The organism is Micromonospora sp. NPDC002411 (assembly GCF_053592955.1).
This window is the reverse complement of the sequence record NZ_JBSFBM010000025.1, coordinates 19,227-34,710: the sequence shown is the minus strand read 5'-3', so window position 1 is coordinate 34,710 and position 15,484 is coordinate 19,227. Positions and strand designations below refer to the sequence as shown.

General features: G+C 71.3%; 18 protein-coding genes and 1 tRNA gene. 8 read left to right on the top strand and 11 right to left on the bottom strand.

From position 1 onward, the window contains the following. Window positions 1-136: 136 nt before the first annotated feature. Complete coding sequence (locus tag ACWCO3_RS05750; protein WP_450008680.1) at window positions 137-793, top strand: TetR/AcrR family transcriptional regulator; 657 nt, start codon at window positions 137-139, stop codon at window positions 791-793. 4 nt (window positions 794-797) lie between these two features. Here ACWCO3_RS05750 and ACWCO3_RS05745 read toward each other — a convergent pair whose 3' ends face one another. Further along, entirely contained in the window at window positions 798-1,430 is a 633-nt protein-coding gene (locus ACWCO3_RS05745) for a TetR/AcrR family transcriptional regulator (RefSeq protein WP_357935266.1), read from the bottom strand. Window positions 1,431-1,560: 130 nt separating this feature from the next. Here ACWCO3_RS05745 and ACWCO3_RS05740 point away from each other — a divergent pair, with 130 nt between their 5' ends. Then, window positions 1,561-2,310: an SDR family oxidoreductase gene (locus ACWCO3_RS05740; protein WP_145778514.1), complete on the top strand. Its 750-nt coding sequence runs from the start codon at window positions 1,561-1,563 to the stop codon at window positions 2,308-2,310. A 57-nt stretch (window positions 2,311-2,367) separates the two neighbouring features. On the opposite strand, the gene ACWCO3_RS05735 is transcribed toward ACWCO3_RS05740, so the two are convergent. Further along, window positions 2,368-2,454, bottom strand: a tRNA-Ser gene (locus ACWCO3_RS05735). 75 nt (window positions 2,455-2,529) lie between these two features. Here ACWCO3_RS05735 and deoD point away from each other — a divergent pair. Further along, window positions 2,530-3,237, top strand: coding sequence for a purine-nucleoside phosphorylase (gene deoD / locus ACWCO3_RS05730; RefSeq protein WP_030328147.1), 708 nt, complete (start codon window positions 2,530-2,532; stop codon window positions 3,235-3,237). Between the two features lie 81 nt (window positions 3,238-3,318). Here deoD and ACWCO3_RS05725 read toward each other — a convergent pair whose 3' ends face one another. The 4 genes from ACWCO3_RS05725 to ACWCO3_RS05710 are packed head-to-tail and all read right to left on the bottom strand — an operon-like array spanning window position 3,319 to window position 6,828. Next, the gene (locus tag ACWCO3_RS05725; protein WP_450008678.1) at window positions 3,319-4,533 is read right to left on the bottom strand and encodes an ABC transporter permease; all 1,215 of its coding nucleotides are present in this window, start codon (window positions 4,531-4,533) and stop codon (window positions 3,319-3,321) included. Further along, complete coding sequence (locus ACWCO3_RS05720) at window positions 4,533-5,216, bottom strand: ABC transporter ATP-binding protein (protein ID WP_450008685.1); 684 nt, start codon at window positions 5,214-5,216, stop codon at window positions 4,533-4,535. Before ACWCO3_RS05720 ends, ACWCO3_RS05725 begins: the two co-directional genes overlap by 1 nt. 8 nt (window positions 5,217-5,224) lie before the next feature. Then, window positions 5,225-6,319 carry a peptidoglycan-binding protein gene (locus ACWCO3_RS05715; RefSeq protein ID WP_450008676.1) on the bottom strand — a complete coding sequence of 365 codons (1,095 nt, stop codon included), beginning with the start codon at window positions 6,317-6,319 and terminating at the stop codon, window positions 5,225-5,227. Continuing rightward, complete coding sequence (locus ACWCO3_RS05710) at window positions 6,316-6,828, bottom strand: hypothetical protein (protein ID WP_450008674.1); 513 nt, start codon at window positions 6,826-6,828, stop codon at window positions 6,316-6,318. The genes ACWCO3_RS05715 and ACWCO3_RS05710 overlap by 4 nt, the downstream gene beginning before the upstream one ends. 140 nt (window positions 6,829-6,968) lie before the next feature. On the opposite strand from ACWCO3_RS05710, the gene ACWCO3_RS05705 reads away from it, so the two are divergent. Further along, on the top strand, window positions 6,969-7,625 hold the full coding sequence (locus tag ACWCO3_RS05705) for a response regulator transcription factor (RefSeq protein WP_450008672.1): 657 nt from the start codon (window positions 6,969-6,971) through the stop codon (window positions 7,623-7,625). Beyond that, window positions 7,622-8,776, top strand: a complete 1,155-nt coding sequence (locus ACWCO3_RS05700; protein ID WP_145778510.1) for a sensor histidine kinase — start codon at window positions 7,622-7,624, stop codon at window positions 8,774-8,776. Before ACWCO3_RS05705 ends, ACWCO3_RS05700 begins: the two co-directional genes overlap by 4 nt. Window positions 8,777-8,787: 11 nt before the next feature. Here the strand turns inward: ACWCO3_RS05700 and ACWCO3_RS05695 are convergent, their stop codons facing one another. The 4 genes from ACWCO3_RS05695 to ACWCO3_RS05680 all read right to left on the bottom strand — a co-directional run bounded on the left by ACWCO3_RS05695 (window position 8,788) and on the right by ACWCO3_RS05680 (window position 10,718). After that, window positions 8,788-9,234 (bottom strand): nucleoside deaminase, encoded by a 447-nt coding sequence (locus ACWCO3_RS05695; protein WP_145785409.1) that lies wholly within the window; start codon window positions 9,232-9,234, stop codon window positions 8,788-8,790. A 145-nt stretch (window positions 9,235-9,379) separates the two neighbouring features. Next, the gene (locus tag ACWCO3_RS05690; protein WP_145778509.1) at window positions 9,380-9,907 is read right to left on the bottom strand and encodes a tRNA adenosine deaminase-associated protein; all 528 of its coding nucleotides are present in this window, start codon (window positions 9,905-9,907) and stop codon (window positions 9,380-9,382) included. A 118-nt stretch (window positions 9,908-10,025) separates the two neighbouring features. Then, the gene (locus tag ACWCO3_RS05685; protein WP_167454701.1) at window positions 10,026-10,193 is read right to left on the bottom strand and encodes a hypothetical protein; all 168 of its coding nucleotides are present in this window, start codon (window positions 10,191-10,193) and stop codon (window positions 10,026-10,028) included. A 132-nt stretch (window positions 10,194-10,325) separates the two neighbouring features. Then, complete coding sequence (locus ACWCO3_RS05680; protein ID WP_425280509.1) at window positions 10,326-10,718, bottom strand: hypothetical protein; 393 nt, start codon at window positions 10,716-10,718, stop codon at window positions 10,326-10,328. Window positions 10,719-10,783: 65 nt separating this feature from the next. On the opposite strand from ACWCO3_RS05680, the gene ACWCO3_RS05675 reads away from it, so the two are divergent. Further along, window positions 10,784-11,545, top strand: coding sequence for a M23 family metallopeptidase (locus ACWCO3_RS05675; protein ID WP_450008669.1), 762 nt, complete (start codon window positions 10,784-10,786; stop codon window positions 11,543-11,545). Between the two features lies 1 nt (window position 11,546). Then, a complete protein-coding gene (locus ACWCO3_RS05670) occupies window positions 11,547-12,614 on the top strand; it encodes a PHP domain-containing protein (RefSeq protein ID WP_450008667.1) in 1,068 nt (355 codons plus the stop codon). Between the two features lie 71 nt (window positions 12,615-12,685). Here ACWCO3_RS05670 and ACWCO3_RS05665 read toward each other — a convergent pair whose 3' ends face one another. Continuing rightward, complete coding sequence (locus ACWCO3_RS05665; RefSeq protein ID WP_435821726.1) at window positions 12,686-13,663, bottom strand: EamA family transporter; 978 nt, start codon at window positions 13,661-13,663, stop codon at window positions 12,686-12,688. A 130-nt stretch (window positions 13,664-13,793) separates the two neighbouring features. Between ACWCO3_RS05665 and ACWCO3_RS05660 the strand changes: the two genes are divergently transcribed. Continuing rightward, window positions 13,794-15,464: a DUF885 domain-containing protein gene (locus ACWCO3_RS05660; protein WP_145778505.1), complete on the top strand. Its 1,671-nt coding sequence runs from the start codon at window positions 13,794-13,796 to the stop codon at window positions 15,462-15,464. Window positions 15,465-15,484 lie beyond the last annotated feature (20 nt).

Below are 15,484 nucleotides of genomic sequence, written 5' to 3'. Positions count from 1 at the left end.
CCAGGCCTTGACGTGGGCGTCGACCAGGCTCTGGATGACCTTGGTGATGCCGGTGCCGGGCGTGGGCATGGTGGTGACCGGCGCGGAGCCGGCCACCCCCGGTCGGGGCGCACGGTCCGACGTTCGGCGCGTACCCATGCAGGGGTTGAGCCGCGACCAGGTGGTGCGGGCGGCCATGGAGATCGCCGACGCCGAAGGGCTACCTGCCCTGAGCATGCGACGAATCGCGACCGAGCTGGACGTCCCCACCATGTCGCTCTACCGGCAGGTCCGGGGCAAGGATCAGCTCTTGCTGCTGATGGCGGACGCGGCCTTCGCCGCCCATCGACTGCCGCACACGCTCCCGCCCGGGTGGCGAGCCCAACTGGAGACGCTCTGTCGGCTTCAGTGGTCGATCTACCGGCGGCACCCCTGGCTGGCCCAGGTCATCTCGCTGACCCGCCCGTTGATGGCACCGCACGCTGTCGCGCACACCGAATCGGCGCTACGCGCCCTCGCCGGGCACGGCCTGGACCAGCACACTCAGCTTCACCTGGTGGCCGCGCTGGCCAATCACGTTCGCGGCACCGCGGTGAACCTGGAGCGGGAGGCCGAGGCGGAACAGGACACCGGCCTGACCGACGACGAGTGGATGACAGCTCAGGCGGACGTGCTGAGCGGTCTCTTCGCGGCAGGCGAGTTTCCACATCTGTCCCGGCTCACCCGGTCGCCGGTCGATCTCAACGTCGAGAGCCTCTTCGAATTCGGTCTGCAACGGCTGCTCGACGGCGCGGCGGCGCTGATCGGTCGGTGAGCGCTCAGACCGTGCCGGTGGCCTGCTCCGGCACGCGCGCTCCCGACGCGGCGGCGAAACCCGCGAGGGCGATCTCCGCAGCCTGCTGAAGGTCCTCACGAGCAACTCCGGCCGCGGCGTGGATCGCGTGCCCCTCGGTGACGATCATGACGAAGCGGGCGAGCGCTACCGGGTCGGCGTCAGCGGGTAGGTCACCCTCGTCGACGGCGCGGGCGAGGCGATCGGCGAGGGCCCTTTCGCCGGCCAGACGGCTGGCGGCGAGGAACCCGGCGATGGGCGCGTTCGGGGTGGCGCAGGCGGTGCCGCCCTGGATCGACAGGCAACCGGCTGGCCGGTCCGGCCGCGTCACGGCGAGCACGTTCTCGCGCAGCAGGGTGGCGACAACCTCGTACGCGGTCGGTTGGGCGAAAGCGTCCCGCGCGTACGCCATGTCCTGTTCGGCGTAGCGCGCCACGACCTTGCGGAACAACTCCTCCTTACCGCCATAGGCGGCGTAGAGGCTGGGCTTGTTGATCCCCATCGCCTCGGTGAGGTCGCTCATCGAGGCGCCCTCGTACCCCTGACGCCAGAACACCTCCATCGCGCGCTCCAGCGCCTCGTCGACGTCGAAGCCCCGTGGTCGTCCTCGCTGCGGCACGACCCACCACCTCCCTCGGTGCATCCTACCCGCTTTCAAAACCGATCGGTACAGAAATTTGCCGACCAGGCCGGGGGTTGCTACGGTCGGATCAGTACCGCTCGGTACAAAAATGTGGAGGAGATCCATCGTGGGACAGCTCGACGGCAAGACCGCTCTCGTCACCGGCGGCACCACCGGCATCGGCCTGGCCGCCGCCCGCCGCTTCGCCGCCGAAGGCGCATACGTCTTCGTGACCGGCCGCCGCAAGGGACCGCTGGACGAGGCGGTGACCAGCATCGGCGCCAACGTCACAGGCATCGCCAGCGACGTCAGCAACCTCGACGACCTGGACCGGATCATGCGGGCCATCCAGGACCGGGGCGCGGGCCTGGACGTGGTGTTCGCCAACGCCGGCGGCGGCGAGTTCCGTTCGCTCGACTCGATCACCGTCGAGCACGTGGCGAACACGTTCGACACCAACATCTACGGCACCATCTTCACCGTGCAGAAGGCCCTGCCCCTGCTCAACGAGGGCGCCTCGATCGTGCTCACCGGCTCGACCGCCGCCAGCAACGGCACCCCAGCGTTCAGCGTCTACGCCGCGTCCAAGGCGGCCATCCGCTCGTTCGGGCGCACCTGGGCCGCCGAGCTGATGGGCCGGAAGATCCGGGTCAACACGCTGATCCCCGGCTCGACCGAAACCCCAGGGCTCGCCGGCCTCGCGCCCAGCCCCGCGGAGGCCCCCGGGTTGCTCCAGGCCATCGCATCGGGCGTACCCATGGGCCGGATGGCCCACCCGGACGAGATCGCCAACGCCGCGCTCTTCCTCGCCTCCGACCAGAGCAGCTTCATGACCGGCGGCGAGATCTTCGTAGACGGCGGCGAGCAGCAGCTCTGAACCGAGAAACGCCCGGCCGATCCTCGCGGATCTGCCGGGCGTTCTCGCACTACAGAGCGGTGGCGGAGGGATTTGAACCCTCGGAGGGCGTTAACCCTCACACGCTTTCGAGGCGTGCTCCTTAGGCCGCTCGGACACGCCACCGCCGACGAGGGTACAGGACCGTTGGTTCGGACGCCGAACCGGTATCGCCCCGGCCGGCCTGGCAGGATCTTTGCCATGAGTACGCACATCGGCGCGAAGCCGGGCGAGATCGCCGAGCGGGTCCTGATGCCGGGCGACCCCCTGCGGGCCAAGTGGATCGCGGAGACCTACCTCGAGGGCGCCACCTGCTACTCGACGGTTCGGGGCATGCTGGGTTTCACCGGCCGCTGGAACGGCGTCGAGGTTTCCGTCCAGGGCTCCGGCATGGGCATGCCGTCGGCCTCCATCTACGCCCACGAACTGATCAACGAGTACGGCGTGAAGACGCTGATTCGGGTCGGCTCCTGCGGCGCCCTCAGCACTGACCTGCAACTGCGGGACGTGGTGGCCGCGATCGGGTCGTCGACCGACTCGAACATGAACCGGATGCGCTTCGACGGGCTGATCGACTACGCCCCGGTGGCGGACTTCGGGCTGCTGCGTACCTCGGTCGAGGTGGCCGAGCGGCGCGGCATCAGCATGCACGTCGGACCGATCCTGGCGGCGGACGCCTTCTACACCGACCGGCCGGACCTCTACGACACCCTCGCCGACTACGGCGTGCTGGCGGTGGAGATGGAGTCGGCGGCGCTCTACACGATCGCCGCCCGGTTCAAGGCCCGCGCGCTGACAGTGCTGACCGTGAGCGACCACATCAAGACCGGCGAGAAGACCACCTCGGAGGAGCGCGAGCAGACCTTCAGCCAGATGGTCGAGATCGCCCTCGACACGATCATCGCCTGACATGTTCGGGTAGCAGCACCGCGAAGAGCGTGATGACTGTCAGGCACAGTCATCACGCTCTTCACCACCGGCCGGGGAAAGTCAGACCGCGGCCAGCGCCTCGGTCGGCGCGAGGCGGGCGGCGCGCACCGCCGGGTAGAGGCCCGCGAGGCCGCCGATGACCAGTGTCGCGCCGACGCCGCCGAGCGTCGCCCAGGCCGGCACCACGGTCGGCCAACCCTGGGACAGGGCGTATCCCGAGGTGACCAGGATCCCCAGTAACACCCCACCGGTCCCACCGAGCGCGGAGAGCAGCAGCGACTCGGCGAGGAACTGGGTGCGTACCTGACCCCGGGTTGCTCCGAGTGACCGGCGCAGGCCGATCTCGGCCCGCCGTTCCAGCACCGAGATCACCATCGTGTTCGCCACGCCGACCCCGCCGACCAGCAGTGCGACAGCGCCGAGGCCCAGTAGCAGGCCGGTGAACGCGTCGTCGGTCGCCTGGGCGGCGGCCAGCGCGTCCGAGGGCCGGGAGACTTCGACCTCGTTCGGCGCCTCCGGGTTGGTGGTCGCGCCGAGCACCGACCGGACGGCCTCGACCTGCGACTCCTGTGCTCGGGTGTAGACGGTGGTCGGGTGCCCGTCGAAGCCCAGATACTCCGTCGCCGCCGTCCAGCCGATCAGTGCCGAGGTGTCCAGTTCCGGGGCGAGTGGTGCGGCGGCGAGGGTGCCGACAACAGTGAACGGCCGCCCACCGAGCCACACCTGCACCTGCGGGTCCGCCGTGGAGATCCCGAGCCGCTGCGCCGCGGTGGCACCGAGCACGACCGCCGGATAGCGTGCTGTCGCCTCGTTGAGCCAGGTGCCGGTGGCCAGCTCGGCCCCGACGGTGGCGAGCAGGTCCAGCCGGGCCGCCCGAGTGGCGATGCCACCGGTCTCCGCCACCGGAATCCGGTCCGAGCGGTAGACCTTGGCGTCGGAGACCTGCCCGGTGGCAGACACGTCGGTCACCGGGCCGATCCGCCCGATCATCGCGATCGACTCCTCGGGCAGTTGCGCGTCCGCGCCGAACAGGGTGTTACCCGGCTCGACGGTGAGGAGGTTGGTGCCGAGCGCGTCGAGCGCGCGGTCCAGTTCGGCCCGCGATGACGAGGAGATGCCGACGACCGCGATCATCGCGGCGATGCCGATCGCGATGCCCAGCGCGGAGAGGAACGCCCGCAGCGGACGGGTCCGCAGGCCCACCCCGCCGACGCGCAGGATGTCCGCCGGTCCCATCCGGGCCGGGGTGAGCCGGGCCTGGTTCAGCGTCGCCATCAGCCGACCCCGCCCGGCGCGAAGGCCGAGTCGTGCCGCACCGCGCCGTCGCGCATCCGTACCTGCCGAGGCAGACTTGCGGCGATCTCCCGGTCATGGGTGATCACCACAACGGTGGTGCCGGCCCGGTGCAGGTCGTGCAGCAGCTCCAACACCCCCGCACCGGAGCTGGAGTCGAGGTTGCCCGTCGGCTCGTCGGCGAGCAGCACCGCCGGCTCGCCGACCACCGCGCGGGCCACGGCCACCCGCTGCCGTTCACCACCGGACAGCTCGTGCGGACGGTGCCCCAACCGGTGGCCCAGGCCAACCCGGACCAGCGCGGCCTCCGCGCGTTCGCGCCGCCTTCTCCGGGGTACGCCGGAGTAGAGCAACCCGTCGGCCACGTTGTCCACTACCGGGACACCGGGAGCCAGGTGGAACTGCTGGAAGACGAAGCCGATCCGGGTGGCCCGCAGCGCCGACAGCTCCCGGTCGCTCAGCTTCGCCGCGTCGTACCCGTCGACGTGCACGCTGCCCGACGACGGGCGGTCCAGGGTGCCGATCAGGTGCAGCATTGTCGACTTGCCCGATCCGGACGGGCCGACGATCGCCACCAACTCGCCGTGGCCGACCCGCAGTGACACGTCGTCCAGTGCGACGACGCCACCGGCGTACCTCCTGCTGACCCGGTCGAGCACGATCACCTCGCTGGTCACGCCGGCACCACCACCGTCATGCCCTCGGTGACGCCCTCGCCGTTGACCTCCACCCGACCGTCGGCGAACAGCCCGGTCGTCACCGCGAGGATCCGGCTGGCGTCACCCTCGGCGACCTGGACGCCGTAACCGCCCTCCGCGAGCGCCAACAGCGCCGCCACCGGCACGGTGAGCACGTCGCGGCGCTCCGAGACGGTGAACGTGACGTCGGCGCTGGCCTGGTCGAAGCCGGTGAGGGCCTTCGGATCGGTCACCGCGACTGTCACCTCGATCTTCGTCTCGGCGTCGCCGGACTGCCCGTTGGCGCCGGCTGCGCCCGGCTGGACGACCGTCTCGACAGTGCTGATGGTGCCGTCCACCGCCCGGCCGTCCGGCAGCTTCACGGCGACCTTCGCGTCCCGCTTGGCCAGTCGCTGGTCGTCCACGTCCAGCTCGACGGTGACCACGCGGTCGGTGCCGCTGTAGGTGAGCACCGCCTGGCCGGGCTGGGTGAGATCGCCGACGTCGGCCTGGTGGCTCTCCACCCGGACCTCCCGGTCGGCGTACACGACCCGCCCCGGCTCGACCCGACCGGTCTCGGCCAGACCGAGGTCTTCCTGCCAGTCCCGGACGGCGTCGGCGGTGCTGCCGGTGTACTCGTCGTCGACAGTGAAACCGGTGTAGCCCAGCGCCTTGAGGTTCCGCTCGAACTGCGCGACGTCGGCGCCCTCCATCCCGGGGGCGAGAGTCCGGTACGCGGGCAGCCCGCCGTAGAGGAGCACCACCTCCTCGTTGTCGACCAGATAGAGCGCCTTGCCCCGCCGCACCGTCGACCCGGTCGCCGCCAACGCGGTGACGGTGCCGCTGAGCTTCGCCGTGGCGGTGCGTGGCGTGCCGTATCCCAGCTGACCGTCGGCGGTTTCGGAGTCGGCGAGGGTCTGCCGGGTCACAGCGGCGGTGGCCGGTGCCGTGGTGCCAGCCTGGGCGTGGTCGCCTCCGGCGTCACCGCCGCCGAAACCCACCGCGGCGGTCACGCCCACGGCGGCGACCAGCAGAACGATGCCCCCGGTGACGGCGGCCCGCAGCCAGGGACGTCGGATGGTGCCGGTCACCGGCCACCCCCGAACTGCGGTGCGTGCTGCCGGCACTTCTCCAGGGCGGCCTTCATGGCCGGATCGCCGATGTTGATCGCCTTGTCCCCGGTCCCGATCCGAACCCGCCCGTCGGCGTCCGGGTCCGGGAAGTCCGGCACCCCGTTCTCCCGCATGCACTTGGCCATGGCGCGCATCTGCTCGGCCTGCTCGGGGTTGAGCTGCGGTCCCTGCCCGCCGTTGGGCAGCTTGTCCTGGCACTTCTCCATCGCGGCCTGGACCTTCTGCTGATCCACGTCCGCACCGAACCGGAAGCCCGGACGGCCACCCGGCTCCGGGTCGGGCATGTCCACCCCGTTCTCCCTCATGCACCTGGCGAAGGCGAGTTGCCGCTCCGAGTCACTGACCGGCGTGCCGCTCGCCGTGGCGCTGACCTTCGCACCTCCGGCGGTCGCGACCCCGCCGCCGTCGTCGCCTCCCGCGCCGCATCCAGCAAGCGCCAGGGCGAGCAGGACGGGGATCACGGGCATCTGTCGTCGCATGGTGTCCGCTTCCGCTCAGGTCCGGCGCGGATCGCCGAACGTGCCACCAGTGCACGGCAGGGGCCGTATCTCCGGCGTAACCGTCGGCGGTTACGCCGCCGTTACCGCACCCCGAGCACCATTGAGGGGTGAGAGTGCTGGTGGTCGAGGACGAGAACGTGCTGGCGGATGCCATCGCCGAGTGGCTGCGTCGGGAGTCGTTCGCTGTCGACGTGGCGTACGACGGGGACGCGGCGTTGGAACGGCTGGGTGTCAACGAGTACGCCGTGGTGGTCCTGGACCGGGACCTGCCGGTGGTGCACGGCGACGACGTGTGCCGGGCGATCGTCGACGCGGGTGGGGAGACCCGGGTGCTGATGCTGACCGCCGCGGCGGCGGTCCGGGAGCGGGTGGCGGGGTTGGCGCTCGGCGCCGACGACTACCTGACGAAGCCGTTCGCCCTGGTGGAGCTGTCGGCACGGGTGCACGCGCTGACCCGGCGGGCCCGCCCGGCAACGCCGCCGACGCTGCGTCGCGCCGGCATCCAGCTCGACCCGGCCCGCCACGAGGTACGCCGGGACGACCGGCATGTCCCGCTGTCCCGCAAGGAGTTCGCGGTGCTGGCCGAGCTGCTGCGCGCCGACGGTGCTGTGGTCTCCGCCGAGGACCTGCTGGAACGCGCCTGGGACGAGCACATCGACCCGTTCACCAACGTGGTCCGGGTGACCGTCATGAAGCTGCGCCGCAAACTCGGCGACCCGCCGGTGATCGAGACGGTCCCCGGGGCGGGGTACCAGATCCGATGAAACGCCTCACGATCCGCGCCCGGCTCACCCTCATCTACGGCGGGCTCTTCCTGTTGGCCGGCGTGGTCCTGCTCGCCGTCACGTACGTGCTGGTGGATCAGCGGATGCCGCAGCCGTTCGGGGTGAAACTGAGCGACCTGCCGAAGACCTCCCCCACGACGCCTAGCGGGCAGAACGTCGACAACCTGCGCGCCCTGTTGCAGGAGGTGCAGGACGAGGCGAAGCGCAACGCGTTGGAGTCGCTGCTCACCCAGGGCGGCATCGCGTTGATCGTGGTGTCGACGGTGGCGATCGCGTTCGGCTGGCTGCTCGCCGGTCGGGCCCTTCAACCCCTGCTCCAGATCACCGGCACAGCCCGCCGGATCGCCGGTGCGGACACCGCCGGCCGTGGTCTGCACGAGCGGATCGCGCTCACCGGCCCTCCCGACGAGGTACGCGAACTCGCCGACACGTTCGACGAGATGCTGGAACGGCTGGACCGCTCCTTCGACGGGCAGCGCCGGTTCGTGGCGAACGCCTCGCACGAGCTGCGTACCCCGCTGGCGCTCAACCGCGCCCTCGTGGAACTGGCCATCACCCGCCCGGACGCGTCGGCCGAGACCCGGCGGCTGGGCGAGTCGTTACTGGCGGTCAACGAGCGGCACGAGCGGCTGATCGACGGCCTGTTGACACTGGCCGACTCGGAGAACGAGCTGACCGAGCGTACGCCTGTCGACCTGGCGGAGGTCTGCGCGCACCTGACCGACCAGGCCGGGAAGCAGTCACCCGACGTGACGGTGCGGCGGACCCTGGAGTCGGCGCCGACCAGCGGCGACCCGGTGCTGTTGGAGCGACTCACGTTCAACCTGGTGGAGAACGCGTTGCGCCACAACCTGCCCGCCGGCGGATGGGTGGAGGTGCGCACCGGGCTGGTCGACGGGCGGCCCACCCTCACGGTGACCAACACCGGCCCGGTCATCCCCGGCTACGACGTCGAGACGATGTTCCAACCGTTCCGTCGGCTGTCCCGGGAACGGGTCGCCGGTACGCGTGGCTTCGGGTTGGGGCTGTCCATCGTCCGCGCGGTGGCCCGGGCCCATGGCGGCACCGCCGAGGCGCAGCCCCGACCGGCCGGCGGCCTGATCGTCACTGTCACCCTTCCGCCGGCCTGACCAAGGCGTGCTCAGCGGAAGAAGGCGCGCAGCACAGCGGAGGTCTCGGCCTCCAGCACCCCGCCGTAGACCTCGGGGCGGTGGTTGAGTCGACGGTCGCGCAGGACGTCCCACAGTGACCCGGCCGCGCCGGTCTTCGGCTCCCACGCGCCGAAGACGACTGTGGAGACCCGGGCCAGCACCAGGGCGCCCGCGCACATGGTGCACGGTTCGAGGGTGACGACGAGGGTGCAGCCGTCCAGCCGCCACCGGCCGGTCCGCTCGGCACCCCGCCTTAGGGCCAGCACCTCGGCGTGGGCGGTGGGGTCGCCGGTCAGCTCCCGCTCGTTGCGTCCGACGGCCAGCTCGCTGCCGTCCGGCCCGTAGAGCACCGCTCCGACCGGCACGTCGTCCACGTCGGTGCTGCCAGCGGCGGGGCCGGCGGGGCTGGTGACGGCGACCTCCAGCGCGCGGCGCATCCACAGCTCGTGCCGCTGCCGGCGCCCGACCTCACCCAGGTCGGCGAGGCCCTCGTGGGCGCCGGGCCCGGCCCGCCCCACGGCACCGGGGGTGGATTGCCCCGGCCGGATCGACTCCAGCGAAGGATCTGTGGCGTCGGCCGGCTCAGACCTCACGCAGCTCCTCGACCTCGTCCGCGCAGCCGAGGACCTGGCAGATCTCGGCGGTGACGTCCGCCGGCATCATCCCCTCGTGCGAGCACAGGGTCAGCAGCTTCTGCGCGGAGATGCCCAGGTTGGCCAGTAGGTCGGCCTCACCGACCGGGTCGGCCTCCGGGTCGACGACGGGCTGCTCGCTCTCGTCGTCACCGGTGGCCGCCGGGCGTGGCTCCTCGTCGCCGTCGAGCCCGGTGACCGAGGTCTTCAGGTCACCGACCAGCAGCGCACCAAGCTGGGATTCCTCGGCGTACGCGGAATCCGAACCGAACACCCGCAGGTCCTCGCCCTCGTCGAGGCGAAGGACAACCAGATACGCGTCATCTGCCTCGACGAACAGCAGCGACACGTCGGCCTCCTGGTCGACGTCCCGCAGCCGGTCGGCGACCTCGTCGATGTCGGTGGCGCCACGCAGGCTGACCTCGGCGGCGGTCCAGCCACTGTCGTCGCGCACCACGGCCGCAGCGAAGTACGACACGGTCCCCCCAATAGCCCCTCGGCACAGCGCCGACTCGTTACGCGTGCACGTTAGCCGGTCAGGTCGGCAGGCGACCGGTCAACGCCCCGAAGGGCCGGTCATTCCTGTCAAAGTCGGATCAGCCGGCGACCCGACGGCGGGTGGCGATGAGCTGGCGCAGACGTTCGGTGCGCTGCCGCTGCGGTCGGCTGCGCTGACGGACCGCGCGGGCACCCGCCAACTCGGCCAACAACTGAAGGCGACGGCGGCTGCGATCGGGGTCCTGTCGCGGGGTGGTCCAGGCCATAGTGCCGAGCGTGCCGAGTCTCGGCGGCCACGTCAAGACGGCGTTCGCTACGCAGCCAACCGGGCACACCACGCAGTCGTCGCCCCTGTTACCGAGCCGTTTCGGGCTGTTCACGGGGACGGTCGGAAACGGTCACCACAACGGCCAGTCACCGCTGGTGACCCAGCGGACCGCCAGCACGGCGGCGGCGATGCTCCAGCCCCCCGCGGTGACGATGGCGACTCCGGTGGCGACCCCCCGGTCGCCGTGTCGGACCAACACCAGGGCGGTCACCCACGCCAACAGACCGGCCACCACGGTCCACCACGCGTAGCTGGCCACGTCGGTGCCGAGCAGGCCGAAAAGCAGCAACCAGCCGGCCGCCGCGCCTCCGCCGGCGGCGACGCCGCCACCGGTGACCGGGTGCGGTTCGCGGTAGGTGGGGCGGTGCGGGGGCCCGGCGGGAAAGAGACCAGAGGGGGTACGCGCCACCGGACGGACGACGGCACCGGGATCCGGGCCGGGATCGGGTCGGGCGATGGTCACCGTCGCTGCCCTCCCCTCACGCGCGTCGCTCGTGCCCACGGTACCGGCTCTGCCAGGATGACCGGATGCCGTCGCCGACGATCGACCGCCGCGTGCGTCCGGCGTACCCGATCCTGCTGCTGCTCGCCCCGGTGCTGGCCGCCGGCTGCGCGACCACCCGGCCGGGGGCGCCCGCCGACGGTGCCGCGCCGACGCCGCCGGCGGTCTGGGCGACCGCCGAGCAACCGGCGGCGCCGTCACCGACGGCCAACCGCCCGACACCGACCCCGACGCCGTCGTCGGCCCGGCCGTCGACGGCGGCACCGCGCGCCGGGCTGCGGCATGTCTTCCCGGTACGCGCCGGCAACGTCGACTACCACCCGACGCACGGGGCGTACCCGGCCACGGACCTCTTCGCCGACTGCGGTGAGCCGTTCGTCGCGGTGACCGACGGGACGGTGCTCGAGGTGAGTCGGGTCGACAGGTACACCAAGCGTGGGCCGCAGGGTCCGGAGAACGGTGGCCTGTCGGTCTCCCTGCTCGGCGACGACGGGGTCCGCTACTACGGCTCGCACCTGAGCGTCGTGACCAGCGGCATCGACGCCGGGACGCGGGTCCGTGCCGGGCAGCAGCTCGGCAAGGTCGGGCGCACCGGCAACGCCAACAACGTGTGCCATGTGCACTTCGGCATCTCGCCGCCGTGCACCGGCAAGGACGGCTGGTGGATCCGGCGCGGGGTGCTCTGGCCGGCGCGTTACCTGGATTCGTGGCGGCGCGGCGGCAATCGGGAACCGGCTGCCGAGGTCACCGCGTGGCAGCGCGAACACGGCTGCCCGAAGGCTCCCTGACATGGCCGGCGCGAGAGATCCGATCGCCGACCTGCGCCGGATCGCGTTCCTGTTGGAACGGGCGAACGAGGCCACCTACCGGGTCCGCGCGTTCCGGTCGGCGGCGAAGGCGTTGGCCGGTTTGCCGGCAGCCGAGGTGGCCGCCCGGGCCGGCAACGGCACGCTCACCGAGTTGGCTGGGGTCGGTGACGTGACGGCCCGCTGCGTGGCGGAGTCGCTGGCCGGTGAGGAGCCGGTCTACCTGCGCCGGTTGGTGGCTACCGAGGGCAGCGACCTGGACGCCGAGGCGACGGCGCTCCGCGCCGCCCTACGGGGCGACTGCCACACCCACTCGGACTGGTCCGACGGCGGTTCTCCGATCGAGGAGATGGCGTTGGCCGCTGTGGAGTTGGGTCACGAGTACGTGGTGTTGACCGACCACTCGCCCCGACTGACGGTGGCCCGGGGCCTGACCGCGGAGCGGCTGCGCCGGCAGCTCGACTACGTGGCGCAGGTCAACGCGGCACTGCCCGAGGGGTTCCGGATCCTCACCGGCATCGAGGTGGACATCCTCGCCGACGGCTCGCTGGACCAGGACGACGATCTGCTGGCGCGCCTGGACGTGGTGGTCGGGTCGGTGCACAGCGGCCTGAAGGACGAACGGTCGAAGATGACCCGGCGGATGGTGACGGCGGTAGCCAACCCGCACCTGGACATCCTCGGTCACGTCACCGGCCGGATGGTGTCGTCCCGCCCGGCCGGCGTGACCGGCCCCGGTGACCGGGGGCACCGCGCCCGGACCCGGGCGGAGAGCGACTTCGACCCGGACGCGGTCTTCGCCGCCTGCGCGGAACACGACACCGCAGTGGAGATCAACTCCCGGCCGGAACGGCAGGACCCGCCGAAGCGGCTGATCCGCCGCGCCCTGGAGGCCGACTGCCGGTTCGCCATCAACACGGACGCGCACGCACCCGGCCAGCTCGACTGGCAGCGGTTCGGCTGCGAGCGGGCCGCGCTCTGCGGCGTCCCCGCCGACCGGGTCGTCAACACCTGGTCAGCCGAGCAACTGGTGGCGTGGACCCACAGTTGATCGACTCTGGCCTCGGAGAGTCGGGGCGTCCTGGTCCGACGGACACCCCGACGTCGATGAACGCGGGTCGATCAACGGACCGGTTCGGCGGCGGGTGCGGCGGGAGCCCCGACGCCCACCACCGGGTTGGTCCGGCGGCGGCCGAGAACGCCCTGCGAGACCGCGACCCCGAGCAGCACGATGAGCGCGCCGACCGGTTGGTGCCAGTTGAGTCGCTCGCCGAGCGCCACGGCACCGATCAGCACCGCGAAGATCGGGATCAGGTAGGTGACAGTGGAGGCGGTGCTCGCGCCCGCCACCCGGATGTTGCGCATGTTGATCACGAAGGCGAGCCCGGTGCCGAGCGCGCCGAGGGTCACCACGCTGGCCACCACTCCCAGCGACAACTCGGTGGGCAGCGGCGGCAGGCCCGCGACGAACGGGGTGACGATGGCCAACTGCCCGGCGGCGAGCAGCAGCTGCGCGGCAGAGAGCGAGAGGCCGGAGTGTGAACTGCCGGCGACGAACCGCTTCTGGTACGGAATCGCGACCCCGTAGCAGGCGGCCGCGCCGAAGCACATCAGCTGCCCGGTGAAGTGCGCCCCGCCGATGCCCTCCCAGACCCCGAGCACCACCAGCACTCCGACGAAGCCCAGCCCGAGCCCGACGGCACGGCGTACGGTCAGCCGCTCGGTGCGGAAGACCAGCACCGCCAGTGGCAGCACGATCAGCGGCGTGGTGGCGTTCCAGATGCCGGCCAGCATCGACTCGACCCGCTGCTCGCCGTAGCCGAACAGGGTGAACGGCACTGCCACACCGAACGCCGCCACGACTGCCAGGTGCGCCCAGACGCGGGGCTCGCGGGGCAGCCGGTCGCGCAGCACGGCGAGGACGACCAGCAGGGTCAACGCGCCGGCGACGACCCGGTAGAGAGTGAGTTGGACCGGGTGTAGCTCGGCCACCCCGATCTTGATGAAGAGGAAGCTGGAGCCCCAGATCGCGGCGAGGGCGAGGAAGCCCGGCAGCCAGGCGCTCAGCGGTGCCTTGTCAGGAGTGGTATCGGTGGTCACCCCTGACACTCTGCCCTAACCGTACGACAGTTTCGCACCCCTTTTCGGACGTCTCAGCGTGCGAAACCCGCAGCTTGGACACGGCAAACGTCATCGACACGGGGGTGGGTTGGTCACGTAGGGTCGCAGCGTGGGACGAATCGATGAAATCGCCAACCGATACGTAGCCGAATGGGCCCCCCTGAGCCCTACCGGCGCGACCTTCGTCGGCATCGCCGGCCATGACGACAAGCTCGACGACCTCTCGCCCGAGGGTTACCGGGCGCGCGCGGACCTCACCCGCCGGACGCTCGCCGAGTTGGAGGTGACCGAGCCGGCGACCGAGTTGGAACGCACCGCCAAGGAGGCCATGCAGGAACGGCTCGGCCTGGACCTGGCCCGCTACGACGCTGGTGAGGTGACCAGCGAGGTCAGCGTCATCACCAGCGGGCTGCACGAGATCCGCATGGTGTTCGACCTGATGCCGACGGCGACCAGCGACGAACAGGCCAACATCGCCGCCCGGCTCAACGGCTTCGCCGGCGCTCTGGAGGGCTACAAGACCACGCTGCGTGAGGCGCTCGCCGCCGGCGAGGTCAGCTCGAAGGTGCAGTTGGTCGAGGTGGCCAAGCAGTGCGACATCTGGGTGGACCCGACCGGGGACAACTTCTTCCACGGGCTGGTCGAGCGACTGGGCGCGGACGGCGCACTCGGCGCGGACCTGCGTCGGGGCGCGGCGGCGGCGACCGCGGCGACCGCCGAGTTCGGCCAGTTCCTGCGTAATGAGATCGCCCCGCACGGGCGGGACAAGCAGGCCGCCGGCCGGGAGCGCTACGAGCTGGCCTCGCAGTACTTCCTCGGTGCCAAGGTCGACCTGGACGAGACGTACGCCTGGGGTTTCGCGGAGCTGGCCCGCCTGGAAGCGGAGATGCGGACCGTTGCCGGGCGAATCGTCGGCTCCGGTGCCAGCGTCGACGAGGCGGTGGCCAAACTGGACGCCGACCCGGACCGGACGATCCGCGGCAAGGAGGCGTTCCGGGACTGGATGCAGGAGCTGGCCGACAAGGCCATCGCCGAGTTGCACGGCACGCACTTCGACATTCCGGAGCAGGTGCGCCGCATCGAGTGCTGCCTCGCCCCGACCAGCGACGGCGCCATCTACTACACCGGCCCGAGTGAGGACTTCTCCCGTCCGGGCCGGATGTGGTGGGCGGTGCCGCAGGGCATCAGTGACTTCTCCACCTGGCGGGAGGTGACCACCGTCTACCACGAGGGCGTGCCGGGTCACCACCTTCAGGTGGCGCAGACCGCCGTCCGGGCCGACCTGCTCAACCGCTGGCAGCGGTTGCTCTGCTGGGTCTCCGGGCACGGCGAGGGTTGGGCGCTCTACTCGGAGCGGCTGATGGACGAGCTGGGTTACCTGGAGGACCCGGGCGACAAGTTGGGCATGCTCGACGGCCAGGCGATGCGCGCGGCGCGGGTGATCGTCGACATCGGCATGCACCTGGAGCTGGAGATCCCGAAGGACAACCCGTTCGGCTTCCACCCCGGTGAGCGGTGGACGCCCGAGCTGGGCTGGGAGTTCATGCGGGCGCACTGCCGGGTGCCGGACGAGAACCTGCGCTTCGAGCTGAACCGCTACCTGGGCTGGCCGGGGCAGGCGCCGTCGTACAAGGTGGGTGAGCGGATCTGGCTCCAGGCCCGCGAGGACGCCAAGGCCCGCAAGGGCGCGGATTTCGACCTGCGGGAGTTCCACCGGCAGGCGTTGGACCTGGGTGCGCTGGGTCTCGACCCGCTGCGCCGGGCGCTGGCCCGGCTCTGATCGGGGTGCGGCTGCGCGCG